Source organism: Veronia nyctiphanis, from assembly GCF_004116385.1.
Classification (GTDB): domain Bacteria; phylum Pseudomonadota; class Gammaproteobacteria; order Enterobacterales; family Vibrionaceae; genus Veronia; species Veronia nyctiphanis.
Map to the genome: position 1 here is coordinate 44,737 of NZ_PEIB01000029.1, position 24,435 is coordinate 69,171.

General features: G+C 48.5%; 17 protein-coding genes, 4 pseudogenes and 1 riboswitch. Of the genes and pseudogenes, 8 read left to right on the forward strand and 13 right to left on the reverse strand.

Annotation, left to right across the window (positions count from 1 at the left end; genetic code table 11):
• Positions 1 to 6 precede the first annotated feature (6 nt).
• The 11 genes and pseudogenes from CS022_RS18765 to csrD form a co-directional block, all read right to left on the reverse strand.
• Complete coding sequence (locus tag CS022_RS18765; RefSeq protein ID WP_129123546.1) at positions 7 to 486, reverse strand: type II secretion system protein; 480 nt, start codon at positions 484 to 486, stop codon at positions 7 to 9.
• A gap of 27 nt (positions 487 to 513) precedes the next feature.
• Entirely contained in the window at positions 514 to 975 is a 462-nt protein-coding gene (locus CS022_RS18770) for a type II secretion system protein (protein WP_129123547.1), read from the reverse strand.
• Entirely contained in the window at positions 965 to 1,429 is a 465-nt protein-coding gene (locus tag CS022_RS18775) for a pilus assembly FimT family protein (protein WP_129123548.1), read from the reverse strand. Before CS022_RS18775 ends, CS022_RS18770 begins: the two co-directional genes overlap by 11 nt.
• A gap of 408 nt (positions 1,430 to 1,837) precedes the next feature.
• The gene (locus CS022_RS18780; protein ID WP_129123549.1) at positions 1,838 to 3,070 is read right to left on the reverse strand and encodes a type II secretion system F family protein; all 1,233 of its coding nucleotides are present in this window, start codon (positions 3,068 to 3,070) and stop codon (positions 1,838 to 1,840) included.
• Positions 3,070 to 4,793: pseudogene (locus tag CS022_RS18785) on the reverse strand (GspE/PulE family protein). The gene CS022_RS18780 and the pseudogene CS022_RS18785 overlap by 1 nt, the downstream one beginning before the upstream one ends.
• Positions 4,783 to 5,547, reverse strand: a complete 765-nt coding sequence (locus tag CS022_RS18790; RefSeq protein WP_129123550.1) for a tetratricopeptide repeat protein — start codon at positions 5,545 to 5,547, stop codon at positions 4,783 to 4,785. Before CS022_RS18790 ends, CS022_RS18785 begins: the two are co-directional and overlap by 11 nt.
• A 30-nt stretch (positions 5,548 to 5,577) precedes the next feature.
• Positions 5,578 to 7,173 (reverse strand): pilus (MSHA type) biogenesis protein MshL, encoded by a 1,596-nt coding sequence (gene mshL, locus CS022_RS18795; protein WP_129123551.1) that lies wholly within the window; start codon positions 7,171 to 7,173, stop codon positions 5,578 to 5,580.
• The gene (locus CS022_RS18800) at positions 7,173 to 7,538 is read right to left on the reverse strand and encodes an MSHA biogenesis protein MshK (RefSeq protein ID WP_129123552.1); all 366 of its coding nucleotides are present in this window, start codon (positions 7,536 to 7,538) and stop codon (positions 7,173 to 7,175) included. Before CS022_RS18800 ends, mshL begins: the two co-directional genes overlap by 1 nt.
• Positions 7,539 to 8,168 carry a type II secretion system protein M gene (locus CS022_RS18805; RefSeq protein ID WP_235869673.1) on the reverse strand — a complete coding sequence of 210 codons (630 nt, stop codon included), beginning with the start codon at positions 8,166 to 8,168 and terminating at the stop codon, positions 7,539 to 7,541. It lies immediately after the preceding gene.
• 2 nt (positions 8,169 to 8,170) lie between these two features.
• Positions 8,171 to 9,616 carry a PilN domain-containing protein gene (locus CS022_RS18810; RefSeq protein WP_129123554.1) on the reverse strand — a complete coding sequence of 482 codons (1,446 nt, stop codon included), beginning with the start codon at positions 9,614 to 9,616 and terminating at the stop codon, positions 8,171 to 8,173.
• Positions 9,617 to 9,776: 160 nt separating this feature from the next.
• On the reverse strand, positions 9,777 to 11,585 hold the full coding sequence (gene csrD / locus CS022_RS18815; RefSeq protein ID WP_328590411.1) for an RNase E specificity factor CsrD: 1,809 nt from the start codon (positions 11,583 to 11,585) through the stop codon (positions 9,777 to 9,779).
• Between the two features lie 295 nt (positions 11,586 to 11,880).
• On the opposite strand from csrD, the pseudogene CS022_RS18820 reads away from it, so the two are divergent.
• Positions 11,881 to 12,767 (forward strand): annotated as a pseudogene (locus CS022_RS18820) (LysR substrate-binding domain-containing protein).
• 114 nt (positions 12,768 to 12,881) lie between these two features.
• On the opposite strand, the gene CS022_RS18825 reads toward CS022_RS18820, so the two are convergent.
• Complete coding sequence (locus tag CS022_RS18825) at positions 12,882 to 13,427, reverse strand: single-stranded DNA-binding protein (RefSeq protein WP_129123555.1); 546 nt, start codon at positions 13,425 to 13,427, stop codon at positions 12,882 to 12,884.
• Between the two features lie 415 nt (positions 13,428 to 13,842).
• Between CS022_RS18825 and CS022_RS18830 the strand changes: the two genes are divergently transcribed.
• From CS022_RS18830 to CS022_RS18855, 6 genes and pseudogenes are all read left to right on the forward strand, one after another.
• Positions 13,843 to 14,118, forward strand: coding sequence for a hypothetical protein (locus CS022_RS18830; protein WP_129123556.1), 276 nt, complete (start codon positions 13,843 to 13,845; stop codon positions 14,116 to 14,118).
• Positions 14,115 to 14,639 carry a CpsD/CapB family tyrosine-protein kinase gene (locus CS022_RS18835; protein WP_129123557.1) on the forward strand — a complete coding sequence of 175 codons (525 nt, stop codon included), beginning with the start codon at positions 14,115 to 14,117 and terminating at the stop codon, positions 14,637 to 14,639. The genes CS022_RS18830 and CS022_RS18835 overlap by 4 nt, the downstream gene beginning before the upstream one ends.
• 12 nt (positions 14,640 to 14,651) lie before the next feature.
• The gene (locus CS022_RS18840; RefSeq protein WP_129123563.1) at positions 14,652 to 15,620 is read left to right on the forward strand and encodes a DHH family phosphoesterase; all 969 of its coding nucleotides are present in this window, start codon (positions 14,652 to 14,654) and stop codon (positions 15,618 to 15,620) included.
• 119 nt (positions 15,621 to 15,739) lie between these two features.
• Complete coding sequence (galU, locus tag CS022_RS18845; protein ID WP_129123558.1) at positions 15,740 to 16,564, forward strand: UTP--glucose-1-phosphate uridylyltransferase GalU; 825 nt, start codon at positions 15,740 to 15,742, stop codon at positions 16,562 to 16,564.
• 195 nt (positions 16,565 to 16,759) lie between these two features.
• A pseudogene (uvrA, locus tag CS022_RS18850) lies at positions 16,760 to 19,590 on the forward strand (excinuclease ABC subunit UvrA).
• Between the two features lies 1 nt (position 19,591).
• Positions 19,592 to 21,313: a Wzy polymerase domain-containing protein gene (locus CS022_RS18855; protein ID WP_129123559.1), complete on the forward strand. Its 1,722-nt coding sequence runs from the start codon at positions 19,592 to 19,594 to the stop codon at positions 21,311 to 21,313.
• An 86-nt stretch (positions 21,314 to 21,399) separates the two neighbouring features.
• Here CS022_RS18855 and CS022_RS18860 read toward each other — a convergent pair.
• A pseudogene (locus tag CS022_RS18860) lies at positions 21,400 to 22,517 on the reverse strand (pyridoxal-phosphate-dependent aminotransferase family protein).
• A gap of 229 nt (positions 22,518 to 22,746) precedes the next feature.
• A riboswitch (Lysine riboswitch) is annotated at positions 22,747 to 22,920 on the forward strand.
• 149 nt (positions 22,921 to 23,069) lie between these two features.
• Here CS022_RS18860 and lysC point away from each other — a divergent pair.
• Positions 23,070 to 24,362, forward strand: coding sequence for a lysine-sensitive aspartokinase 3 (gene lysC / locus CS022_RS18865; RefSeq protein WP_235869683.1), 1,293 nt, complete (start codon positions 23,070 to 23,072; stop codon positions 24,360 to 24,362).
• The last annotated feature ends 73 nt before the right edge of the window (positions 24,363 to 24,435 follow it).

Sequence of the window (24,435 nt, forward strand, 5' to 3'; positions counted from 1 at the left end):
TGGCAATTAACTCGTAGTGATGGCACCGCAATCTTCCACAATACGGCTTGATGGGGGTAGGTTAGGTTGTTTACTCCCAGCAAGAGGAACACCTCTGTAAATAAGACAATACTTACTCACTTGATTTGCGGCTCGTATTTTTATCTCAGGGTGATTTATAGTAGTTCCATCAAACTCCCAGTCATCGCCGTCATTTATACCTACAGCGACACCGATACCTGATTCTGAAACGGATGGATAGCCTTTATAAAGGTCTATTCCGTTGACCTTTTGAGTACCAACATTGTCCTCCAGACCAGCAAGAATAACTTTGGAACTGACAGTCAGAATTGCGCCATCAACAGCAGCTTTCAAACCTTGCAATACAGCCAACTCAGCATCTTCTCTCATATTGATAAGCTTCGGTGCCGCCATCACAGCGAGTAACGAGAGCATCACCATCACAGCGACCATCTCAATGAGTGTGAATCCCTTAAGCTGTTTCATAGTGACAATATCCTTTTGTTACTTTGTTTACTTGCAGGCGTAAAAGTAGCCTTCCTGATTAAGGCAAAATGCAGCGGTTGCACCGCTTTTAGAAAAAGTGAAGGTGAGTTCTTTAGTTAATCTTGCTCCGGCATCATAAGGACGGCCGAGAAGATCGAAAGAAAGGGTTTTGACAGGGCTGACAGTGACATCGTCAAGCACTACACGCTGACTGCTTGAGTTCTCGCAGCTAGAAATAGGATTGCCCCCCAATTGGGAGGCAATCACAACGAGCTGATGGCAGACAGACTGGGGGTCTGCCTGCTGCATCGCTTTCAGCTGAACCTGTCGAGCCACCGACAGGCCAGCATCCCGCGCACTGATTACAGCAAACTCATCGTTTCCCGTCAGGCGCGGTAAGGCAAACACTCCCAGAATGCTGACAATGGCTATCACTGCCACCAGTTCGATCAGTGTGAAGCCGAGATAAGTCGTCTGGCTACGCGTCACATGCACCTACGGTCGTAAATGCAGCAGCAGAGTCAGTTGCTCCGGTATAAATGACACACTTATCTGTAGATGCAGGTGTATTAACGCTACTAAATGTGAATTGAATTACTTTGCCATCATTGGCAGTAGTTTTATTAGCCACGATTTTGAAATCTGTGCCAATACCATTTACTAGCGCTGCAATGCCATCGGAAGATGCTTTGGGGTAACTCTTCACTACCTGAATGGTGCCACTGCTGGTTACTAGTGGTCCATCCTTAACATTCTTAATTGCTGCAGTTCCATAGGCCATTGTTGCAGCGCTATCGACTGCACCTTTTAATCCATTTAGTGCGCCAACTCTTGCATCATCTTCAAAGCTCAAAAACTTAGGCGCTGCCGTTACTGCCAGAATGCCCAAAATTACGATCACAACGATCATTTCAATTAATGTGAAACCGCCTTGACGTTTCATACTACTCCTCCTCATAGGTACTTCAGTAATATGCTCAGCAATCAGACTGAGCGTTCTCTAATAAAATTTTTGATTTCATGCTATCCCTGCTTCCCAGTCGACGCTGACAACGCGCAGCTTCTGTCGGCAAACTCGGGCCAGCAAAACGGCAGGCACGGTTGCGCGAGTAAGGAACTGAACGCATGGATATCAAACTTTGTTTTCCATGTTTCACACTGAGTCTCACCACAGGTAAGACCAGCACCCTCCTCGCTGGGGAAGCGCAATATAATGCGATTTTCTGTTCTGCGCCACAAAAAAATGCCGTTTTTTAAAACTTTTTTGATTATTTTTTGTACAGCCTTTTAAAACAATATGTTGCACACTTTTTGAGCGGAAAGTTTTTTATCAAAAGCTCGTGTTAATTGCTCAAATACCGCGAGCGAAGTCGTACATACCCCACATCGGTAAGAAAATACCCATGGCCAACAGTAATACCAACCCAGCGACAATAAACAGTAAAAACGGTTCCATCCGCGCTGACAAAGTTTTTAGCTCGTAATCTACTTCGCGGTCGTAAAAGTCACTGACTTCCAGCAACAGCTTATCTATTTGCCCAGTCTCTTCACCGACCTGAATCATCTGGTGAACCAACGGTGGGAAAACACCGGAACTGCCGACTACTGAACTTATCGTCATGCCAGATTCCACCGCGGTTTTCATTTCACTGACTTTTGACGATAGATATTTGTTGCCAATGGCTGAGGCGGCCAGTGAAAGAGAGGTATTCAGCGGTACACCCGCCTGAATCATCATCGCGAAGGTGCGTGCAAACCGAGACATCAGGGCTCGCTGCAAAAGGCTCCCCACCAGCGGCCAGCGCAATCTGAATTTGTCCCACTTAATGCCGCCATCAGGCGTGTCTTTCCAGAGCTTAAAAGCAGCCACTGAGAACACTAGACCGAATATCAACATCCACCAGAAGTCGACAAAGAAATTCGAGGTGGTGATAAGCACTCGGGTGGGCAACGGCAGTTCAGAGCCATATTTGGCGAACATACCGACAAATTTGGGGATCACGTTAACGTTGAGGAAGACCACAGCCAGCCCGATGGTGGTTAAGACAAAACTTGGGTAACGCAGGGCGCTTTTAATACGGCGGCGGGTTTCAATTTCTTTCTCGTAGTACTCCGACAGCTCAAGCAGCGCATGATCGAGCCGCCCCGTGTTTTCACCCACCTGAATCAGGGAAACGAACAAATCACTGAAGATCAGCGGATAATCGCGCATGGCAGACGACAATGCTCGTCCATTCGACAACTCTTCATGAATGCCTTCAAGCGCCAGTTTTAGCTTGGGGTCTGTTGTATTCTGAGAAAGGCCGTTGATAGCGCGAAGTAAGGGAATGCCTGCTTTTGACAAGCTGTAAAACTGGCGACAAAAGATCACCAGCAAGTCGAGCGAGATACCGCGGGAAAAGCTCGGTAGCGTAAATTTTGGTAAGGTGATATCGGCACTACGACGCTTTTTTTCCCGCAGTGACAGCAGCACGTATCCACGCTCGGTGACCTTGTCGATTGCAATACGCTCGCTTTCCGCTTCCACCACGTCGCGAACTTGTGCGCCTTTGGCATCTTTGGCAACGAACTGATAAAACGCCATCAGAAGTTACCTTCAAGCTCATCAAGCAGCGGAGCACTCTCGGAAAGGCTGATGGCCTGTTCAAGTGACGTCTGACCGCTGACTGCCATTGCAAGCGCACTGTCGACTAATGAACGGTAACCTTTTTGCTGCTGTGCCAGTCGTGTAAACGTATTGTGGTCATTGGCACGCAGAGCATCGGCGAGCTCTGGTGTCACTTCTAATAATTCGAACACCCCGATACGCCCTTTATATCCGGTGTGATTGCAGGTCTGGCAGCCCTTTCCTTTTGTAAAACGTTGCTGACTATAGGCTGGGTACTGGCTGTCGAGCCAAACCTTATGATGAGAGCTGACAGGCTCTGGCTCGCTGCACTCTGTACAGTTACGCTTCACCAGTCGTTGCGCCAACACGGCCTTGACCGCACTCGCCACTAGATACCCCGGCGCTTCCATATCGACAAGACGGAGTGCACTGTCAATGGCATTGTTAGTATGCAAGGTCGAGAGAACCAAGTGTCCGGTCATCGACGCTCTTAAACCAATTTCAGCGGTCTCACTGTCTCGCATCTCACCGACCAGAATGATGTCTGGATCCTGTCGTAAGAAGGTACGTAGCGCATTGGAAAAGGTCAGCCCCACTTTGTTATTGATTTGCACCTGACTGACACGCGGCAGACGGTATTCCACAGGATCTTCTGCAGTAAGGATTTTTTTGTCGGGGATATTTAACTCGTTGAGCGCGCCATAAAGCGTGGTGGTTTTACCCGACCCTGTGGGCCCAGTGACCAAAATCATTCCATATGGACGGTGGAGCTGACTGCGGAAACGACGCAGCATGTCATTGGGCATGCCCACCTGATCGAGGCTGAGAAGGCCTGCCGACTGGTTAAGCAAACGCATTACCACCGCTTCGCCGTGTTCAACTGGCAATGTAGAAAGGCGCACATCGATATTCATCTTACGCACTTTGATGTGAAAACGGCCGTCTTGTGGCAGACGCTTTTCAGAAATATCCAGCTCACTCATCAGTTTGAGACGCAATACCAAAGCCGATGCGATACCGGACTCTTTCAGCAGAGTTTCCTGCAGGTTGCCATCAATACGTTGTCGGATCCGCAGAACTTTTTCATCGGGTTCGATATGAATGTCAGAGGCATTCATCTGCACAGCATCTTCAAACAGCGAGTTAATCAGCTTAACCACTGTCATGTCTTGCGCATCATCGATGGTAGTTCCGAAGCTGTCGATGACTCTTTTCTGTGTTCCGCTTCCAGACGTTCAGCAAACGAGGCTATCGCCTGCGTTTTGCGGTAGTAACGGTCAAACGCAGCGATCAACTGGCGTTCTGACGCAATCGCCAGCGCAATCTTATGGTCTGGCAGCAATGCCATCACAGATTCTTGCGCAGCCAAGTCGGCAGGGTCACTCATCGCGACAAGCAAACCCTCTGATGTTCTGTCAATCACCAAAGCTCGCAGACGACGAGCATGAACTTCTGGCAACAAACCGACCACATCCACATTAATATCGAAATGATTAAAATCGATAGCTTTCAGGTCAAGTTGGCGCGAGAGAAAATCAACCAGTTGCTGCTCTGTCAGTAGCCCCATCTCAATGAAAATATCGCCAAGCTTACTACCGCTTTGCTCCTGTTGGCTGAGCGCCGCCATCAAATCACTGAGCTGAATGATATGTTCATCAACCAATAAGTCGCCAAGTCGCTTGCGGAGTTTAATTGCCATCGACGGCAACCTCCTGAGGCGTGGTCAATAGAGCCAGACGGTCACGAATAAATGTCACTGACGGTGAACTTAAATGCCCAGCACTGAGCGCCGACTCATAGGCAGGTATAGCTTTATCAATATGACCGGATTTATCTTCCGCCACCGCCAGCCCAAGCCACCAGCGGCCGTCTTCCGCATAGTGTGTGGTCAGCCACTGATAACTGTCTCTCGCCATCCCGATATGATTCAGTTCTTGTGCCAAGGCACCCCGCATCGCGTACAAATGGCTAGCATGTTTCGGGTCTGAATCAGCTTTGGACCTCGCTTCACCAAGCACCCAAAGGGCGGCCTCGGGTTGACCTGATTTATCAAGAAGCTTTGCCAACGTGAGGGTTAACGATAATTTGTTAGGGTTGGCTTTTATGCCTTTGCGAAGGACAAACTCCGCTTCGCGCCCCCGGTTCTTGCCATACAGTAATGCCGCTAACTGATTGATTGCCGCAACATGGGTAGGCTGATTATCGAGCACTGTGAAAAGGTATTGAATAGCCTCATTCATGTCTCCCTGCTTTGCACGCTGCTGCGCTTTATCATAGGCTACGGTTGCCATCTCTTTGGGTGTCAGAGTGACATGCTCTACCGTCATGCTGGCATTGCCTGATACTGATGACCGAGAGTTGTCAGCATGGACAGATAGAGAAAAAAGCAAAAAGAAGACGCTAGCCATCATAGCCAGAGACGTCCATTTATCGGTGTGCAGTTTGCTTATCATCAGCTTCTCCCGCAAGACATAGGTCTATCTTTACTGCTCAGGAAACCAGGTATCCAGAAGTTGTTGCGAGCGTTGAATTTCCTGTTGCCAGGTTTTATCACCCACAACAGAAGGACGAAGCAAAATAACCAGTTCGGTCTTTTGTTTCTGCTTGGCAGTGTTACGGAAAAGATTCCCTACCCCCGGGATATCGCCCAATAGCGGCACTTTTGAGACTTTTTCACTGACTGACGATTTCATCAAACCGCCAATGACCACCACATCACCCGACTTAGCGTGGATGACGGAGTCTGACTCCCGTACCGACGTTTTCGCCAATGGCAGTTCAAATTCTTCGTCTTTGCCGACTTTTAGTTTTTTCGTCTCGGTCAACACATCAATCACCGACGGATGGACGTGGAGTAACACGCCATTGTTCTCGTCAATTTGCGGCGTCACATCAAGAGAAATCCCGGAGAAAAACGGTGTTAGTTCAATATTGGGTCCAGATTTCGAATTATCGCCTGTCGCGTCACTGAACGAAATGTTGGTGACAAAGTACTCGTCACCACCGACTTTTATCATCGCTTTCTGGTTATTCGCCGCGGTGACACGTGGGCTCGACAGAACATTTAAATCGCCTTGCGTTTCAAGGAAGTTCAGCACTGATTCAAACTGGCCGTCACCGATGGTAATGGTTGTTTGTCCGCCAAGCTCAGTGGTGATGTTGTTACCTATCGTCGCGGCTGCGTTGGCAATGGTGACTGCACCGCTGCCAATACTGCGGGTAATATTCTTCCAGTTGATGCCTTGCTGATAGCCATCATTCAATGTGACTTCAAGGATCTTTGCTTCCAGCACAACCTGACGTTTAAGACGCTTTTCCGCCACTTGCAGATAGCGTTTTATTTCGCGCAGTTCGTTGGGGTAAGCGCGTACAGTCAGCAAACTCGCCTGTGGCGATACCATGACATTGTTACCCTCACCCGGACCAATCATTCCGCGCACTGTTTGTTCCAACTGTCGCCAGAAATCACTCTCTGCGGAGGTATTGATCACCGTCCCGCTCGTGGCAGCAACACTTGATGTATTGTTATCGTTGGATGATGACCCTTGAGTCACAATGCCGTTGGTCACTGACGTGCTGGATTTACCCTCACGACGCAATTGCAAATAATCGACCGCAAAAGTTTCTGTGCGCATCACAGCCGGGAATACCTGAACCAGCTTACCCGTATATTCAATCTGATAGCCGTAGATATCTGATACAACATCCAGCGCTTCGGCCAAGGTGACATCTTTGAGTGAAACGGAGATCTTCCCTGACACATCAGGATGCAGTACTAAATTCCAGTCAGAGTCTTTAAACAGACTGGCGAAAAAGGTTTTGGCCGGAATATCACGCGCATTCACCCGAACACGCTTGTTGTTGAGCTGAGAATCAGGTCGCTCCTGATCGCCAAATGCCATCAGATCTCGGCTGACGGCATCGGGGAGAGTTTTTAACTGCGCACCGTTTTGTTGATACGCCTCTTTAAGTGTTTTGTTTATCTCTTCAGGCGGCTGGCGGTCGACACTGGAACATGCTGCCAGCGTCATTGCAGCCAGCACAGTTAACAGCGGCGCTTTACATCCATATTCTCTCATCACTGAACTACCTGCTCACTGTATACATTCAAGGTCCATTGCTTTTTCTGACGCGTCAGCAATGCAGAATTTTCGTTTATACGGGCAACTTTAAACCCTTTGTAAACCTTGCCTTCCTCTACCATTTCCCCGTTAAACACAGCCACACAGCTGTTTTCTGACGAGCAAATTACCGCATCAAGGCGCGGTAGGCGCACGCGCTTGGGCCCCTTTTTCTTAACGGGTGCGGGCGCCGTTTTCACCTCTACAGGTTTAGGGGCAGCTTTGTACCCAAGCGGCGCGGTAGGATCATGTGCAGCCGCGGCATTGACCGCAGAAGAAAAGCACATCGCAACGCTCAGTAGTATCGATAAAAGCAGTTTCATTTAACCTCCGATAAACAACGGGCTGTCGCCTAATGTGTAAACTTCAATCACGACTTCAGCAGTCGGATAATCCACAACCCGGTAGTCGACTTTGCGCCAGAAATACTTCACAGGGAGCGACTCCAGTGCCGTCAGGTATTCAACGATGTCAAAAAAGCTGCCGCGTAATGTCATTTCAATCGGATGCAAGTGATACCCCGCATCTTTGTCTTTGGTCAGCAACGCCGACGGCAACGAGCGCATCGATACCAGCTCAAGCTTGTCCGATTGCTTCAACACGCTTTCCATCAGTGATGACATCTGGCTGCTGTTGACGTAGCCCGCCACTTGCTTCTGAATTTCCTGCGCAAGTTGCAGGTTCTTTTCTTGCTGCTCGGTCAGTTCACGATCAAGCTGTGAATCAGGGTTATCACTCAGCATTTTCAGTTGTTGATCATTCAGCGACATCAATTCATTGATGTTCACTGACATCGCACGATGTTGTTGCTCTTTCACCACCAACTGCTGATAAGCAGGTTCTATGAAATTAAAAATGCCTACAGACAACACACACACCCAACCGCAGATCGCGATCATCCACTGCTCACGGCGGGTGAGGCTTTCAAAACGAATCTTTAATGTCTGTAACATGGTCATTCCGATGCTACCTCATCTGAATCACGCTGAGTCTTGAGCGTAAATTCCAACAACTTGTCTTCGCGTTGATTGATTTCCATCGACGCAAAGGCCTTAGACGCCAAGTAACGATGCCTCTTGAACGTGGTAACCCATGCAGGTACCGCATCCGGTGATGCTGCCAGCCCTTTGATATTCAGCTGGTATGGCGAAATGTTGACTTCCTCAATCGAAATATCGGCTCTCGATGCTGATGACAAATCACGCAGCACGCCGGCAAACCCTTCCAATGAGGCTTTATCATGGTCAGCAACCGCACTCAGTGTTCTTTGGCTGTCGGCCATTTGTTGTTTCAACGCGTTCAGTTGACGCTTTTTCTCTTCCGATGGCAGGTGCAAAGATAATCGCGACGACAGGTCCTGCGACGCAACACGTAGCTGCTCTAACTGTCCATTCTTAGCTAACAGGTTTTTACTGGCATCGCTTAACTGCCATTGCTCGTATGCATACACCGATGACAGCAACAACATGGTGATTCCCCATGCGCCTAACATCTTTTCAAATGTCAGCCAAGGCGTCTTATGCCCCAGACTGTCACGGTAAAGATTTATCAGCGACTCGGGGGTTTCCAGCAACGAGAACGCCAGTTTTTCTCTGAACGGTACGCCTTTTCTGAATTCAGGTGTTCGAACTTTTACCGTTAAACGTGCCGATAAGGATAACGCCAGTGCCTTATCATCCAGACTGTCAAGATCGAGAATCACACCGCGAATTTGTGTCTGACGCAGTTGCGAGCGCAGGTAATCCAGAGAGCGCTGTATCTCAAGTGCCAGCTCATCAATATCGGTTTCAGATAATTGATGACTGTTGTCCAGTGCCAAGGTTCTGATTTGGCGCTGGAAACATAATTTACCTTTGCTGATAACCGTTAACTGAATGCCTCCGGTATACAGGCTGTTCAGTACCATTTCCGTACTGTCTGTATCCGTCCATGCCGCCAGTTGAGCATCTTCCACCGTCACTTGTTTTAGTCGGCACTGACGCCTCATCAGCATGGTACTGATTTGCAGAATGCTCGCTTTATTCGCCGCCATTGCCTGAAAACGGCCGGAAAGCGGAGAGTCAAACCCGTCTGCGACCACATCAAGCGGAGACTCAGACAAGTAGTCTTTCAGCTTAAACGGCAGTGCCGAAAACATGTCTTCCGGTGGCAGTTCAGGGTCGTCAATCAAGATAGATTGATACTGGTTGCGCCCAAGTAGCAGGCTGACATCCGCTTTTTGTATTTCAATTTTTTCAAACAAGCGTGACACGGCTTCAATGGTGTCGCCTGCAAGGATTTCTTCAACAACGACATCGCCATGAGTGTTAACGCACAGTACCTGATGACTAAAAATAGCCAACGACAGTTGCTTGCGTTTACGGCGCGTCAAAAACCGCTGAAAAAAAAGCGTATTGGACATGAAGTCTTTTGCCTCAAAAATGAAACACTTAGATATTTTTCGAGATGATGTGCGATGAATATATCAAAATTCATCAAAATAAACAGATCTCAATCACTGAAGAGACAAAAAAATGACTGGTTTTTATACAAAGATCATACTCAATAAAGTAAAGATATCTTTACTTCTTACGCCATCTCTGACGTCGTCTTTGGGTAGGTTTTATAGGTTTATCAGAGAGTTCCGGCCCTAACAGTCGTCCTTGTGCACCCTGAATGCCAAGCTGTAGTAGCTGTTTCCATTCTGGGGTTGTTTCCACACCCACAGCAAGGACTTTTGTCGCTGTTGACTCACAGGCACCAAGCATACTGCGGATGTAAAGCTGGTTTTCCGGTCGTTGATGGATATCTCTCACTAGGCTGCGATGTAATTTAATATAGGCAGGTTGAATATCTTTCACATAGTGGGTGCTGACGACAGATCGCCCAGCCTGATCAACCACCAGCTGGCAACCGAGGCCAGAAATTAGCCGGAGCGCTGGAAACACAGCATCAAAGTTGGTCACCAGCGGGCCTTCGGCAATTTCGAACAACAGGCGCTTTCTTTTGTCTGAGGTCAGTTGCATCAGCTCATTTCTGATCCAGCGCACAAACCGCCTGTTTTTAAGAGAGTACACACTGAGATTGACAGACACAGTGCTGAAGTGGCCTTGATTTATTTTTGTAATAACTTTCGTCAGAACAGAGCTGTCGAGCCTTGCCGTCATTCCAACCAACTCAACCCCGCGCATAAAACGTGACGCTTTAATCAGCCGACCTTGCTCATCATGAATCCGTGTCAGTACCTCAGTGTAAAGCAGATCTCCCGTACGGTTTTTCACTACTTGGGTATAAAGCTCTAAATCATCTTTCTCGAAGACTTTAGTGAGTAATGTTCGCCAACGCACACTACCCCGGGTTTCCGGTGCCACAACATTTTTACGAAACTGAGACCAGCTGTTGATGCCCTGAAGTTCGGCATTCTTGACGGCTGTTTGTACTTCGTCCATCAACCGACCACGACTCTCACCAAAGGTAAATATCGCCAGCCCGACATGGCACCAGTTTTCTTTTTCCATTACATCAGGAGGCGACAGTCTTTCGAGCGCACGCATTAGCTGTCCTGCGAAAAGTTGCGCTTCCTTATCGGCCTGTTGGACCAGAAGGATTGAAAATTCCGCATCAAAATAACGCGCGAGTATCGCATCAGGATATCGTTGAACAGCATTTGATAGTACGACGCCAACTTCCTGAATCCATTCATCGGCTCGCTCTCGACCAATTTCATGTACCAGATCTTCAAAGTCTGCGACTTTTACCATCATCACTGCGCCGTGGTTACCCGTATCCTGCACCAATGCGTGGAGACGATTATCAAACATCACCCGGTTAGCAGCGCCAGTCAGTTGATCAAGGAAGGTGTTACTGCGAAGAAATGTGTCGAAGCGACTGCGTTCCTGTCTCGCTTCTTTAAGGCCTGATATCAGCTTATCCAGAGCGATACTGGCGGTCGCAGGCCACTCTCTATCGTCACTTTTAGCAACGTCTTCTGTCCGCCCTGCCAAAATTAATTTACCGCGCTCTTCCAATAGCTCAGCGCCAAGCAATTGTTGGCGGAGCCAGCCTATAGCCCAGACAATAGACATGACAATGATCAGCACAGCCAGGCCAAGCGAGGACATAGCCCCCAGCGAATACGTGAAATCAGCATAAGGCATGACGTAGGTGATCGCGACGCGAAACCCCGGATTGCTCGGCAATGGATAACCGATACTCGCCACATCAAAGCTGTTACCCATCTGATGAATTTGCTGATAACGATACAAAAGCCCCGTATCACTTCGGATCTCTAGCTCAATCACATCATTGGCTTTTAGAAGCTTTGGCAGCCAAGTGTTCAGGTTGTCGTTGGCATCTGGGTCGGCAATGGCTATATCGATTTCTGTAACCACCTGCCCCAGATAGTGCTTAATGAAGTCATTCCCCAGCTTATGAAAACTGACGGCCCCCCTATGAACAGCACAAACATGGCGCAGATCAGCATCAGCGTAAAAAATGCTATCAGTCGATTTGTCAGCCTAAGCCCTGCTGTTTTTTTCATAGAGCAATCCATTAGCAAAAAAGAGAGGAATGTGGGCGTTACAGGAAAGTCAAACTCACCCTCGCCTCTAGAGTTTGGTGTATTATCGTGTGAATGCTTAAGAAAGTGAATGCAAGCGTGTTAATTGATAGGAAATATGCGTACTGATGGATTGGATTACCTGCGCCAAGAGTTATATCACTGTGGTTGAAATGGGCTCGCTTGCCCAAGCAGCGAATCGCCTCAACACCTCAAGTTCAGCGCTTTCAAAGCGATTGGCATGGCTGGAAAGTCAGTTGGGCGTTCAACTTCTAAAGAGAACAACACGTACGCTCACACTTACTGACGCAGGCCGATTATTTTATCAGCGGGGAAAGCGGCTTTTGTATGACTGGAACCAGTTGGTTTCAGAAACAACATCCACCTACGGCGAAATCAGTGGTGTGCTGAGAATCGGTGCCCCGCTGGCGACAGGTAGCCGCTTACTGGTCAACTACCTCGCTGAGTTTCTCGATACCTATCCGAATATTCAGGTTGAACTGCACACATTGGCCTTGGGTGAATTGCCCGATCCCAGCCTAGACGTGGTTGTGACCCGTGAACTCGCCGACTTTAACTCCTCAAGTTATATCGCGACCAAGCTGTTTGACTTCCAGTCACGGTTCTTTGCCTCACCTGCATATCTGGCCCAACACCCACCGATTGTTGAGCCTGAGCAGCTACTTCACCATAACTGCCTTTTATACGGCACGGAAATTCACCATCAGGATCATGAATTTGAACACGGTATCACCCTGAAGCTGCAAGGTAATTTTATCTCCCCCAACCCGGAAGCATTAGTGACAGCGGCGGTTACAGGATGGGGATCATTCTGGTTGGCCCCGGCACTATCCGCAAAGAACTCGATCAAGGGTTGCTTGTCCCTGTGTTGCCTGATTTGCGTGTCCCCAAAGCGTCTGCCTATGCGTATTATCCGAAGCTTGAGTTCAACCACACAAAAACCAAGCTTTTTATCAATTTCATCAAAGAAAAAGCCAAAAGCCTGAGTGTATAAACGGCACCGAAAATCTGACTTTCAGGCATAAAAAAACCCAGCATTTTTGCTGGGTTATAGTATCTTTCGCTGTAATTTTACCGTTTTTCTTTACGGTATTATTTTATACGTTTCCTAGAACGGAATGTCGTCATCAAAGTCTGGCAGATCGTTGTACTGCTGCTGAGGCTGCTGTTGCGGAGCGCTCTGCTGCTGTGGCGCACGCTGCTGAGGTTGCTGTTGCTGCTGGTAAGCAGGTTGTTGAGGCTCGCCCCATCCACCTTGTTGCTGCTGGCCCATAGGTTGCCCCTGAGGAGCGCCGCCCATTGCTTGGCCCGCGCCACGGCTATCCAGCATTTGCATTTCGTTAGCAACGATCTCCGTCGTATAACGGTCTTGACCGTCCTGCCCCTGCCATTTGCGAGTTTGCAGACGACCTTCAAGGTACACTTTTGAACCTTTTTTCAGGTACTCGCCTGCAATTTCAGCAAGGCGACGGTACATGACGATACGGTGCCACTCAGTTTGTTCTTTGTTTTCACCGGTGTTCTTATCACGCCAGGTTTCAGAGGTTGCAACAGTAAGGTTGGCAACCGCGCCACCATTCGGAAGGTATCGGATCTCAGGATCATTACCCAGATTACCGACCAAAATAACTTTGTTTACGCCACGGCTGGCCATAATTCACTCCCAAACCTAAATATTGACCGATGAGCCCTCACTCAGCGGCTGGAATCAAACGAGCATAATACCAGAAAGCCAAAACTGATACGATGGCTTTGCGCACAACCCATTTATAAGATTTATCCCTACTGTTTGTATATTAACCACTAAATGCGATGACGTTGTGATAAAGCGGTTTGGATAGTCTGGAATGAGATAACATTCGAATTTTATCTTTCATCACGTACAAAAAAGACAAGAAAAAGGCGTAACAGAAAGTCACCATCGTCATTGAGGAAAAGAAACAGAACACTCTCTTTCAGTCCCCATATCCGTTACATGAATTTTACATCTATGACTTTACTTTCAGGCAAATAGCACATCTGTGATCTTGCGCTTAATAACTGTATATCTGAGAACTAATCGATCATTTATGAACGCAGCCGATCGCACTATCATAAGGTCCTGTCTTGAGCATAAGGATTGTGTCAGTCATGTACCTCTCGGTGTGTTGCCCAAACTCAGCGAACCCGATTTATCTGGTCGTCCGTTTGATCATACCTTGTTGCCTGCGCACGAAGAGCAGGATTATGGACGAGCGATTCGCACAATTGCCGCCAAGTTGGATTGCCAGCTTTTTTCTCAAAAACGTCAGATTATCGCAGTGACTTCCCGCAAAGCATCAGAAGGGAAATCAACACTGCCATGACCTTGGCCCAGTCGTTGGCGAAGTCAGAAAGGACATTGCTTGTTGATGCCGACCTGAGAATGTCAACATTGGGTATGCGCTTTGGCCTTCCTTTCAGATTGCGAGGCCTGACCGACTTGCTGCTTTTTGATGGAAGAGCCTCAGACTTCATCAAGCCTACTGACACAGCTAACCTCGACATTCTGCCTGCAGGCAGACTGACAGAAAACCCAAGTGAACTGATACGCTCCCAAGAATTTAAGGCGCTGCTCAAGCAGCTTCAACACAGCTACGACCGAATAGTTATCGATACGCCGCCAATGAAAGCGGTTAAAGACAGCTTATACCTCGGGCAGTTAGCAGGTGGCGTATTACTGGTAATGAAAGCCAGTCAATCAGGGGAGAAAGCGTTAAAAGGTGCGCTTGAGACAATCTCTAACAACAATATTGATATCGATGGAATCGTAATCAATCAGTTAAACATCGCCACTGCACCCGCCGCTGAAATACTTCATTCACTGGCACCGCTAATAGCAGTGTAAAAAGGAAATATGCTGATGAATCGCTTTGACGTATTTAATGGCGATGCCGACGGTATCTGCGCGCTTATCCAGCTTCGACTTGAAACTCCCTCAGACACTCAACTTATCACTGGCGTAAAGAGGGATATCTCACTGTTAAAACAGGTACCCGCGAATGAAGCCTCTGAGGTTACCGCTCTGGATATCTCGATGGCAAAAAACCTGCCAGCACTGAATAACCTCCTAGAATCTGGTGTGCCTGTTACCTATGTCGACCACCACGATCCGGGCACAATTCCGGAACATCCTCAACTCACTCACCATATCCACACGGCATCAAATACCTGCACAAGTTTGATTGTCGACAAGCTACTCAAAGGTAAATACCGAGAATGGGCACTGGTGGGGGCGTATGGCGATAACATGCTGGCGACAGCCAATGCACTTATCAGTAAATCTTCGCTCAGTGATAATGAAGCGCAACAGCTCGAAAAGCTCGGTGTCTACGCGAATTACAATGGCTATGGCGCTAGCGAAGAGGACCTGCACTTTTACCCTGCTGATCTTTATCGACATATGGTCCAATTTTCCTCTCCCCTCGCCTTTCTCAATGAATGTCAGTCCGTCTTCGAAAAACTGGAGTCGGGATACGTTGAAGACAATAGTAAAGCGTCTGCCATCAATGCTTTCTCTGAAAAAACAGGCTCAAGAGCATTTATGCTGCCTGATGAGGCATGGGCACGGCGAGTGAGTGGGGTTTTCTCTAACGCTCTCACAAATCAGGACGCTGATACCGCCAATGCGGTCATTACCGAACGTCATGATGGCTCTTATCTGGTCAGTATCCGCGCGCCTTTGACTAACCGAACGGGTGCCAATGAATTAGCTTCATCGTTCCCAACGGGCGGCGGTAGACAGGCAGCTGCAGGGATCAATGCACTCCCTGCCGATCAACTTGATGCCTTTCTGGCAGCCTTCCACCAGCGTTATCATCGCAGCTGATCTCCTGCACTGCCGATTGCGCAATTTAGCCAGTTGGCTCTGTTTCCGATCTCCACCCATACTTGGTTTGTGACCTTGCGCAAACCGCACTCTAACCAGTGACTGAATCGGACAAAAAGATGATCAATAAATGCCTGTTTCCTGCAGCCGGATATGGCACTCGCTTTCTACCTGCAACGAAAGCCATGCCAAAAGAAATGATGCCCGTGGTTAACAAACCTCTTATCCAATATGGCGTCGAAGAAGCATTACAAGCAGGGATTAGCAGCATGTGCATTGTCACTGGGCGCGGAAAACATGCTCTGATGGATCACTTCGACAAAAGTTACGAACTAGAACATCAGATTGCAGGCACAGATAAAGATCCTCTGCTCGATAACATCCGAACCACGATAGGTGCGGCTTCCTACACCTTCACACGTCAGTCCGACATGCTAGGTTTGGGACACGCAATTCTTACTGGCCAGGAAATGGTGGGACTGGAGCCTTTCGCGGTTATTCTCGCAGATGACCTTTGCGTGAACGACAGCGACGGTGTGCTTGCTCAACTGGTCAAAGTCTATGAGGAGTTTCGCTGCAGCGTCATTGCGGTGCAGGAGGTCGATGAAAGCGACACCCAAAAATATGGCATTGTTTCAGGTCGCGAAATCAAAGAAGGGCTGTACTGCATTGATAACCTTGTCGAGAAACCTGAACCCGGTAACGCGCCCGGAAACCTCGCTATTGTCGGACGCTATATCCTCACACCCGACATTTTCGATATTCTCGCTAACACCCCACCGGGCACTAAAGGTGAAATCCAGCTCACCGATGCTTTGTTGAGCCAAACACAGTCCAGTACCGTACTGGCCTGTAAATTTGAGGGGAAACGCTTTGACTGTGGGACGGTAGAGGGGTTTATCGATGCCACAAATCACTGTTATAAAAAGTATTTCATTGATTAAAAATCAGAACAAAATCTTTCGCCAAAACATAAACATGTCACCCAGTGATGGTATCATCCGGTCTCATCGTCGCCTCTCAAATACTGTGCATTTATACATGCTTTCTCTTTTTGATTACCGCGCTCTGTGCGATACTCAAGCGCTAATCATAATCCAATAGCCAGCAATTCAGCGACGCATTCAGGTAAGGTGGACATGGATACAATCGACGTCAGAGGGGCGCGTACCCACAATCTAAAAAACATAAATCTGACCATCCCGCGCGATAAACTCATCGTTATCACAGGGTTATCAGGCTCGGGGAAATCCTCACTGGCCTTTGATACGCTCTATGCGGAGGGACAGCGCCGCTATGTAGAATCGCTTTCTGCTTACGCACGCCAGTTTCTGTCATTAATGGAAAAGCCAGATGTCGACCATATCGATGGCTTATCACCTGCCATTTCCATTGAACAAAAATCCACGTCACATAACCCACGGTCAACGGTCGGTACCATCACAGAAGTCTATGACTACTTAAGACTACTCTATGCCCGTGTTGGCGATCCGCGCTGTCCGGTCCATGATGTGACCCTAGAAGCACAAACGGTCAGCCAAATGGTCGATAAAGTATTGTCGATGCCAGAAGGCAGCAAGCTGATGTTATTAGCGCCTGTCGTCAAAGAGCGAAAAGGTGAGCATGTCAAAACCCTCGATAATTTGGTCGCACAGGGGTTTATCCGCGCTCGGATCGACGGTGAAGTATGCGATCTCTCCGATCCACCCACGCTTGAGCTGCAAAAGAAGCACACCATTGAAGTCGTCGTTGATCGTTTCAAAGTCCGCAACGATCTTCAGCAACGCCTCGCTGAGTCATTCGAAACGGCACTTGAACTGACCGGAGGCACAGCCGTCGTCAGTGCAATGGATGACGACAACAAAGAAGAGCTGGTTTTTTCTGCTAACTTTGCCTGCCCACATTGCGGCTACAGCATGCAAGAACTTGAGCCTCGCCTTTTCTCGTTCAACAACCCGGCGGGAGCCTGTGGCACCTGTGATGGTCTTGGCGTTCAACAATACTTTGATGAATCCAGAGTCATACAGAACGAAGCTGTTAGTCTTGCAGGTGGAGCTATCCGTGGCTGGGACAGACGCAACTTCTACTATTTCCAAATGCTCAGCTCACTCGCAGAGCACTATGACTTTGATGTTGAAGTGCCTTGGAACACGCTATCAAACAAGGTACAAGACATTGTTTTGAACGGCTCTGGCAAGACAGAAGTCGCGTTCAAATACGTCAATGACAGAGGTGATATCACTGTCAGAAAGCATCCTTTCGAAGGCATTCTAAATAACCTCAACCGACGCTACCGCGATACAGAGTCTGCGGCTGTTCGCGAAGAGCTTGCCAAATACATTGCCACCAAGCCTTGTGCCTCCTGCGGTGGCTCACGCCTTCGCCAAGAAGCGCGGCACGTATTCATCGATGACACGAACTTACCCGCAATCTGCGAAATGAGCATTCATGATGCACTGACATTTTTCAGCAGCTTGTCATTGACGGGACAACGCGCGCAGATCGCTGATAAGATCTTGAAGGAGATCCATGATCGCCTCCACTTCTTAGTTAATGTCGGCCTTAATTACCTGAATCTGTCACGAAGTGCAGACACGCTTTCAGGCGGAGAAGCGCAGCGAATTCGCCTCGCCAGCCAAATTGGTGCAGGATTAGTCGGCGTCATGTACGTGCTGGATGAGCCTCAATAGGCCTACACCAGCGAGATAATGAGCGTCTGTTAAAGACACTTGAGCATCTTAGAAACTTAGGTAACACCGTGCTGGTCGTAGAACACGATGAAGACGCGATTCGTGCTGCTGACTACGTTATCGATATTGGTCCAGGTGCAGGTGTCCATGGTGGCGAAGTCATTGCCAGCGGGTCACTGGAAGATGTCCTTGCTAATGAAGATTCCCTGACAGGGCAATACCTGAGTGGAAAAAAAGAAATTGCCGTACCCGCTGAGCGCAATCCGTTCGATAAAAAGAAAGTGGTAAAACTGCTCGGTGCAAAAGGAAACAACCTGAAGAAGGTCAACCTGACGCTCCCCGTTGGTTTGTTTACCTGCGTAACCGGCGTTTCGGGCTCGGGGAAATCCACACTTATCAATGACACCTTTTATAAAATTGCGCACCACCAGCTCAACGGTGCTACAACAGGCGAGCCTGCACCTTACCTCGATATCGAAGGGCTGGCTCATTTTGATAAGGTCATTGACATCGATCAAAGCCCCATCGGCAGAACACCGCGCTCTAACCCGGCAACCTATACCGGCATCTTCACGCCAATCCGTGAACTTTTTGCGGGTACACAAGAAGCGCGTTCACGCGGTTACAAAGTGGGCCGCTTCAGTTTCAACGTCAAAGGCGGTCGATGCGAAGCCTGTCAGGGTGATGGCGTAATCAAAGTTGAGATGCACTTCCTGCCAGACGTCTATGTTCCCTGCGACGTCTGTAAAGGCAAACGCTACAACCGCGAAACGTTGGAGATACGTTATAAAGGCAAAACCATCGACGAAGTGCTGACAATGACGGTGGAAGATGCAAGAGAGTTTTTCGATGCCGTTCCAGCTATTGCACGCAAGCTACAAACACTGATGGATGTCGGTTTGTCGTACATTCGATTGGGACAGGCAGCAACGACACTCTCTGGTGGTGAAGCTCAGCGGGTTAAGCTGGCAAAAGAGCTATCAAAGCGTGACACAGGTAAGACCTTATACATACTTGACGAACCTACCACAGGTTTGCATTTTCATGATATTCAGCAGTTGCTCACCGTTTTGCACCGCCTACGAGATCACGGAAATACCATTGTTGTTATCGAACACAATCTGGATGTGATAAAAACGGCGGATTGGGTCGTAGACCTCGGTCCTGAAGGCGGCAGCGGTGGCGGGATGATCATCGCTGAAGGCACACCTGAACAGGTTGCAGAAGCTGAAGGCTCACACACGGGGCGGTTCCTCAAACCACTGTTAACCAGAGGATGATGTGTTAAACACGTTGCAGCGTCAAAGAACAACCATTCTCCGTAAGCCACTGACTAAACACTTGCTGTTGTCAGTGGCAGTGATGTTTTTGTTCTGCTTGCCACTGAGCGAGGCTGACCTGCTTGTTTCAGGGCTTCATCACCCGGCTATTGCCTCGACATTCCTGATTGTTGTCGTGGCCATAGCAAGCGGGCTACTTGAAATCGCCCGCCAACATACATTTCGTTCATCCCCCCTTACCATCTGGTTAGCCATAACGTTCTTTATAGCCAACCTTCCCATCCTTTACGTCCATGGCGATCCAGCCACATCATGGCAAACGCTTATCAGCACGGCAGGATGCTTACTCTTTTTCATCGCACTTCAGCAATTCAGCTTTAATCACAGTCAGCGGCAGCTTCTACTTTGGTTGCCGTTTCTCGGTGCAGGCTTGATTGCGCTGCCCTTGCTCACACCATCAGTGCAAGCAGGCCTAACATCCGGTACTGAATATCTATCGTCGGAAAAATGGCTAGACCCGAGCTGGATCAGCACATTCGAAACAGGTATTGGTTCAGTTACCATAAATACCTCTTTGCCTGAATTTAATCACTCAGCATCAGTTGCCGTTTTACTGACAAGTTTGCCTTTGTCGGCATATCTTCTTGCACGTACACATAGCTATAAGAAAAACTTTACTTCTCTGCACCTTCTTCTCGTTTTGGCACCTGTCGCGAATGTCTGTGCATTAATGGCGCTAAACCAGCCGTGGTTGGTAACGGCGATTGTGGTGTCTGCAACACTGGTTCAACCTTTTTTGTTTCGGTTTGCGCGCAAAATACACCAAGGGCTTTGGAACTTATCCGTATTGTGGGGGTTTTGGTTCTCGGCGATGGCGGGATGGCTACCTGATGGCGCGCTGCTCTCTCCTTTGTTAACAGAGGAGCACCGTGCACTGGTATTGCAAGCTCTGCAAATCATTCAAGCAGCACCTTTTCAAGGGGCCGGAGACGGTATGCTTACGCAGTACATGCTGCTGTTTGGGCTCGAACACAATCAGGTTTTACCGCTACCCACCTTGTTTCCGAGCTGGTTGATTGGTTGGGTCGCGATGTCTGGAATATGTATCCTGATAGCGTTTACCATTTTCTTGATAGGCATCTCTGTCAGGCTCTTTAATGCCCCCACCGGTACGCGATTAATCTTAGTGACTATCCTCACCCCCTCACTGATTGCGATGCTTTCCACCAGTTATACCGATGCAAACCCAACGCTAGCTCTGTTATTCATGACATTGGTATTTTGGGTCGATCAGCTAACTGGCAGGTACAGAAAGTCCCCGGTGATCATGACACGTCCCATCATATGGTTCAGTGTGCCTGCTGTTGCTGCCAGTTTTATTCTGGTAGTGAGTTCAGTTTTTATTTCTGAGCAGTTAGTCAAACCTCAAAACGTCGATAACCGCTCTTTGGCACTGTATCGCGAGCACCCATGGTGGCAGAGCTATGTTGATGACGAGCTGGAACAACGACAGTTTATTGAAGATATTGCCCAAGAGAATATTCGCGATATTGAGCAGTACTTGCAATCCAGACTCGCAAGAGTCGCTAGGCACCCTAATCCTGATGGATACCAGAACGTTATCGATCTCGCCATTATGCTGGGTAAAAATCAGCATGCTTACCAGTTAAAGCAAGAAGCACAGATGTTATTTCCGGATTCTCTCTTTGAACCCAAAGAATAGCCACTCAAATCGGTTGGGGAAGATAAGTACGTAGGCGGGTGAAAGGCTGGAATGTGTCACAGGCCGAAGCCTGTGACATCACGATATCAGCGTAACACGTCCTCAAGTGCACGAAGGCACAGTGAGACGTTCTCTCTTTTCGCAGCATAACCCATCAGCCGATACGCCATGCTTTTCCAGCAAGCGCGCCGAGGCCAGCACCAATTTCAAGATTATATTCATTGAGAAGACGTGAGCGCACGGCTGCATCATCAACACCTTCAGGAATCGCAACCGCATTGAGCTGAGGCAGTCTATCTGCTTCGTCTACCAAGAACTGGATGCCCAGTGAGTTAAGGCCTGACTTTAACAACTCATGCATGTCACGGTGACGCTGCCACGTGTTTTCAAGACCTTCATCATGAACCATCACCAGCGACTCATGAAGCGCATAGAGGCTGTTTACTGGCGCAGTATGGTGATAACTGCGTTTACCATCACCACTCCAGTAGCCAAGCACCAGGCTTTGATCAAGGAACCAGCTTTGTACCTTGCTGCCGCGACTCTGAATCTTATCGATTGCTTTTTGAGACAGAGTTACTGGCGATAAACCCGGTACACATGACAAGCACTTCTGGCTGCCCGAATAAACCGCATCTAACTGCCATTCATCGACCTTAAGTGGTACACCCGCAAGGGAGGTGACGGTATCAACGATAGTTAGGCAATCATGCTGTCTGGCAAGTGCTGACAGAGTTTCGGCATCTGATAACGCACCTGTTGATGTTTCAGCATGCACAAACGCGAGTATTGACGCTTCTGGGTGGGCTTTCAGTGCTGCCTCAACCTTTTCAGGGTCAACAGCCTTACCCCAGTCGTCATCGACCATAACAGCCGTTGCACCGAGGCGCTCAACGTTTTCACGCATACGATCACCGAATACGCCGTTACGACAAACGACCACGGTATCACCAGCTTCGATGAGGTTGACAAAACAGGTTTCCATACCCGCACTGCCCGGTGCAGAAACTGCGATAGTGAAGGGATTCTCGGTCTGAAAAGCATACTGCAACAGTGCCTTTACCTCGTCCATCATACCGATGAAAAGAGGATCAAGGTGACCAATAGTCGGTTGCGAAAGGGCTTGTAAAACACGCGGAGAGATATCTGATGGGCCTGGCCCCATCAGCGTTCTCCTCGGTGGTACAAAGCGGGAAAAAGTCATAGTTATTCTCCATTTTATAAATCCATGCGCCACACATTGACACTTTCAGCGATTTTCTGCTCTAAATGACTGAAATAACGCGTATCTTTGTGGTTTCTAGCAGCAACTTTAGCGTTCACCCATAAAAAAAGATGCGAGTCGCATCTCAATAAGCTTTATCTTTAGATTGACATTCTTATTACAAAACTTTATCAATAACACGATTTCTGCACAAATCCTTTCTTTGTGCGATGTCAGAAGAGGTGCGATTATCAGGCAGTCATTGTGCGGAGCCCTACTCCAATGCGCAGTGGTCAGGGGATAAGTCGCCGAGGTAAATCGGGTGCAGGGGACCCGGTTTGTCGGTCTTGAAAGTTGAATCTTTCGGGCTGTCACCCAGCTTGGGTGGAGTGCTTCTGGTTCTAACAAACCTAGCTCCCTTCCTGCTAATTTCCGACCTCTTCCTGTAAATTTACTGTTTATTATCGATTTCTGTCATTTTGGAGGTGAGGAGAAGTGAAAAAAATAACTGTCGCTAAATTTGGTGGCACAAGTGTGGCCGACTTTCACGCAATGAGTAATTGCGCGTCGGTGATTAAAGGAAACAATGACACCCGATTAGCAGTTATCAGCGCGTGCTCTGGCGTAACTAACTTGTTGGTGGAATTGGCAAATGGAGTTCAACAGGAGCCAACTCGTCAAAACAGACTGGAAAAACTGACCGCGATTCACCACGAGGTGCTTGCACAGTTACCAGAAAACGCAGCAGTTAAATCTGCGGTAGATGCACTGCTCGACGACGTTGCCACACTTGCCGACGCGGCAGCAACTTCTCCATCGACGAAATTAACCGACGCACTGGTCGCTAGCGGCGAATTGCTGTCGACGCATATATTCACCCACTTACTCAATACCCAGGGAATTCCAGCCGTTCGCTTCGATGCCAGAACAGTTCTGAGAACAGACAGTCAGTTTGGTAAAGCGCTACCACAGATTGATGAGACATCTGCACTGGCACTGGAAAAACTTCGTCCTCTTTGTGAAGAGAAGATCGTCGTTACACAAGGCTTTATCGGCGGTGACAGCGAAGGTAATACCACAACATTAGGTCGTGGCGGCAGCGATTACAGCGCCGCGTTGCTGGCAGAGGCCCTTCAAGCTGACGTACTTGAGATATGGACGGATGTACCGGGGATCTACACCACAGATCCGCGTGTAGCGCCAAATGCCAAGCCAATTTCGGAGATCAGCTTCAGTGAAGCCTCAGAGATGGCTAACTTCGGAGCAAAGATCCTTCACCCGTCGACCTTGCTACCTGCAATGCGTCGCGAGATCCCAGTCTTCGTAGGTTCGTCTAAAGCCCCCGAGCAAGGCGGTACGTGGATCCGTAAAACAGCAGAGAAATCGCCGTTGCTGCGTGCCTTAGCACTCCGATCTAATCAGACCATGGTCACCTTAAACAGCCTGAACATGTTTCATGCCTATGGTTTCCTCGCCGAGGTCTTCAATATACTGGCCAAACATAAGATCTCGGTTGATCTTATCAGTACCTCAGAAGTCAGTGTCTCACTGACGCTGGATCAAACAGATACTGGCGGTGGTGCGCCAACCCTTCCAGACGCTGCTCTGGAGGAGCTTTCAACCCTATGTACCGTGAAAGTTGAGCACGGTCTGTCACTGGTTGCTCTTATTGGTAACCATATGGGTGAAACACGCGGCACAGCCTCGCGTATCTTTGGTGCCATGGATAATTTTAATGTTCGTTTGATATGCTCAGGCGCCAGCAACCACAATATGTGTTTTCTGGTTGATGAGGAAGACTCCAAGCCCGTCATTCGTGCGCTTCATGAGAGCCTCTTCGAGTAAATAGGTCTTTAAATACAGAGTAAAAAACCACCTGCAGAGCAGGTGGCTTTGAAACGGCCCCCTAAAAGGGGGC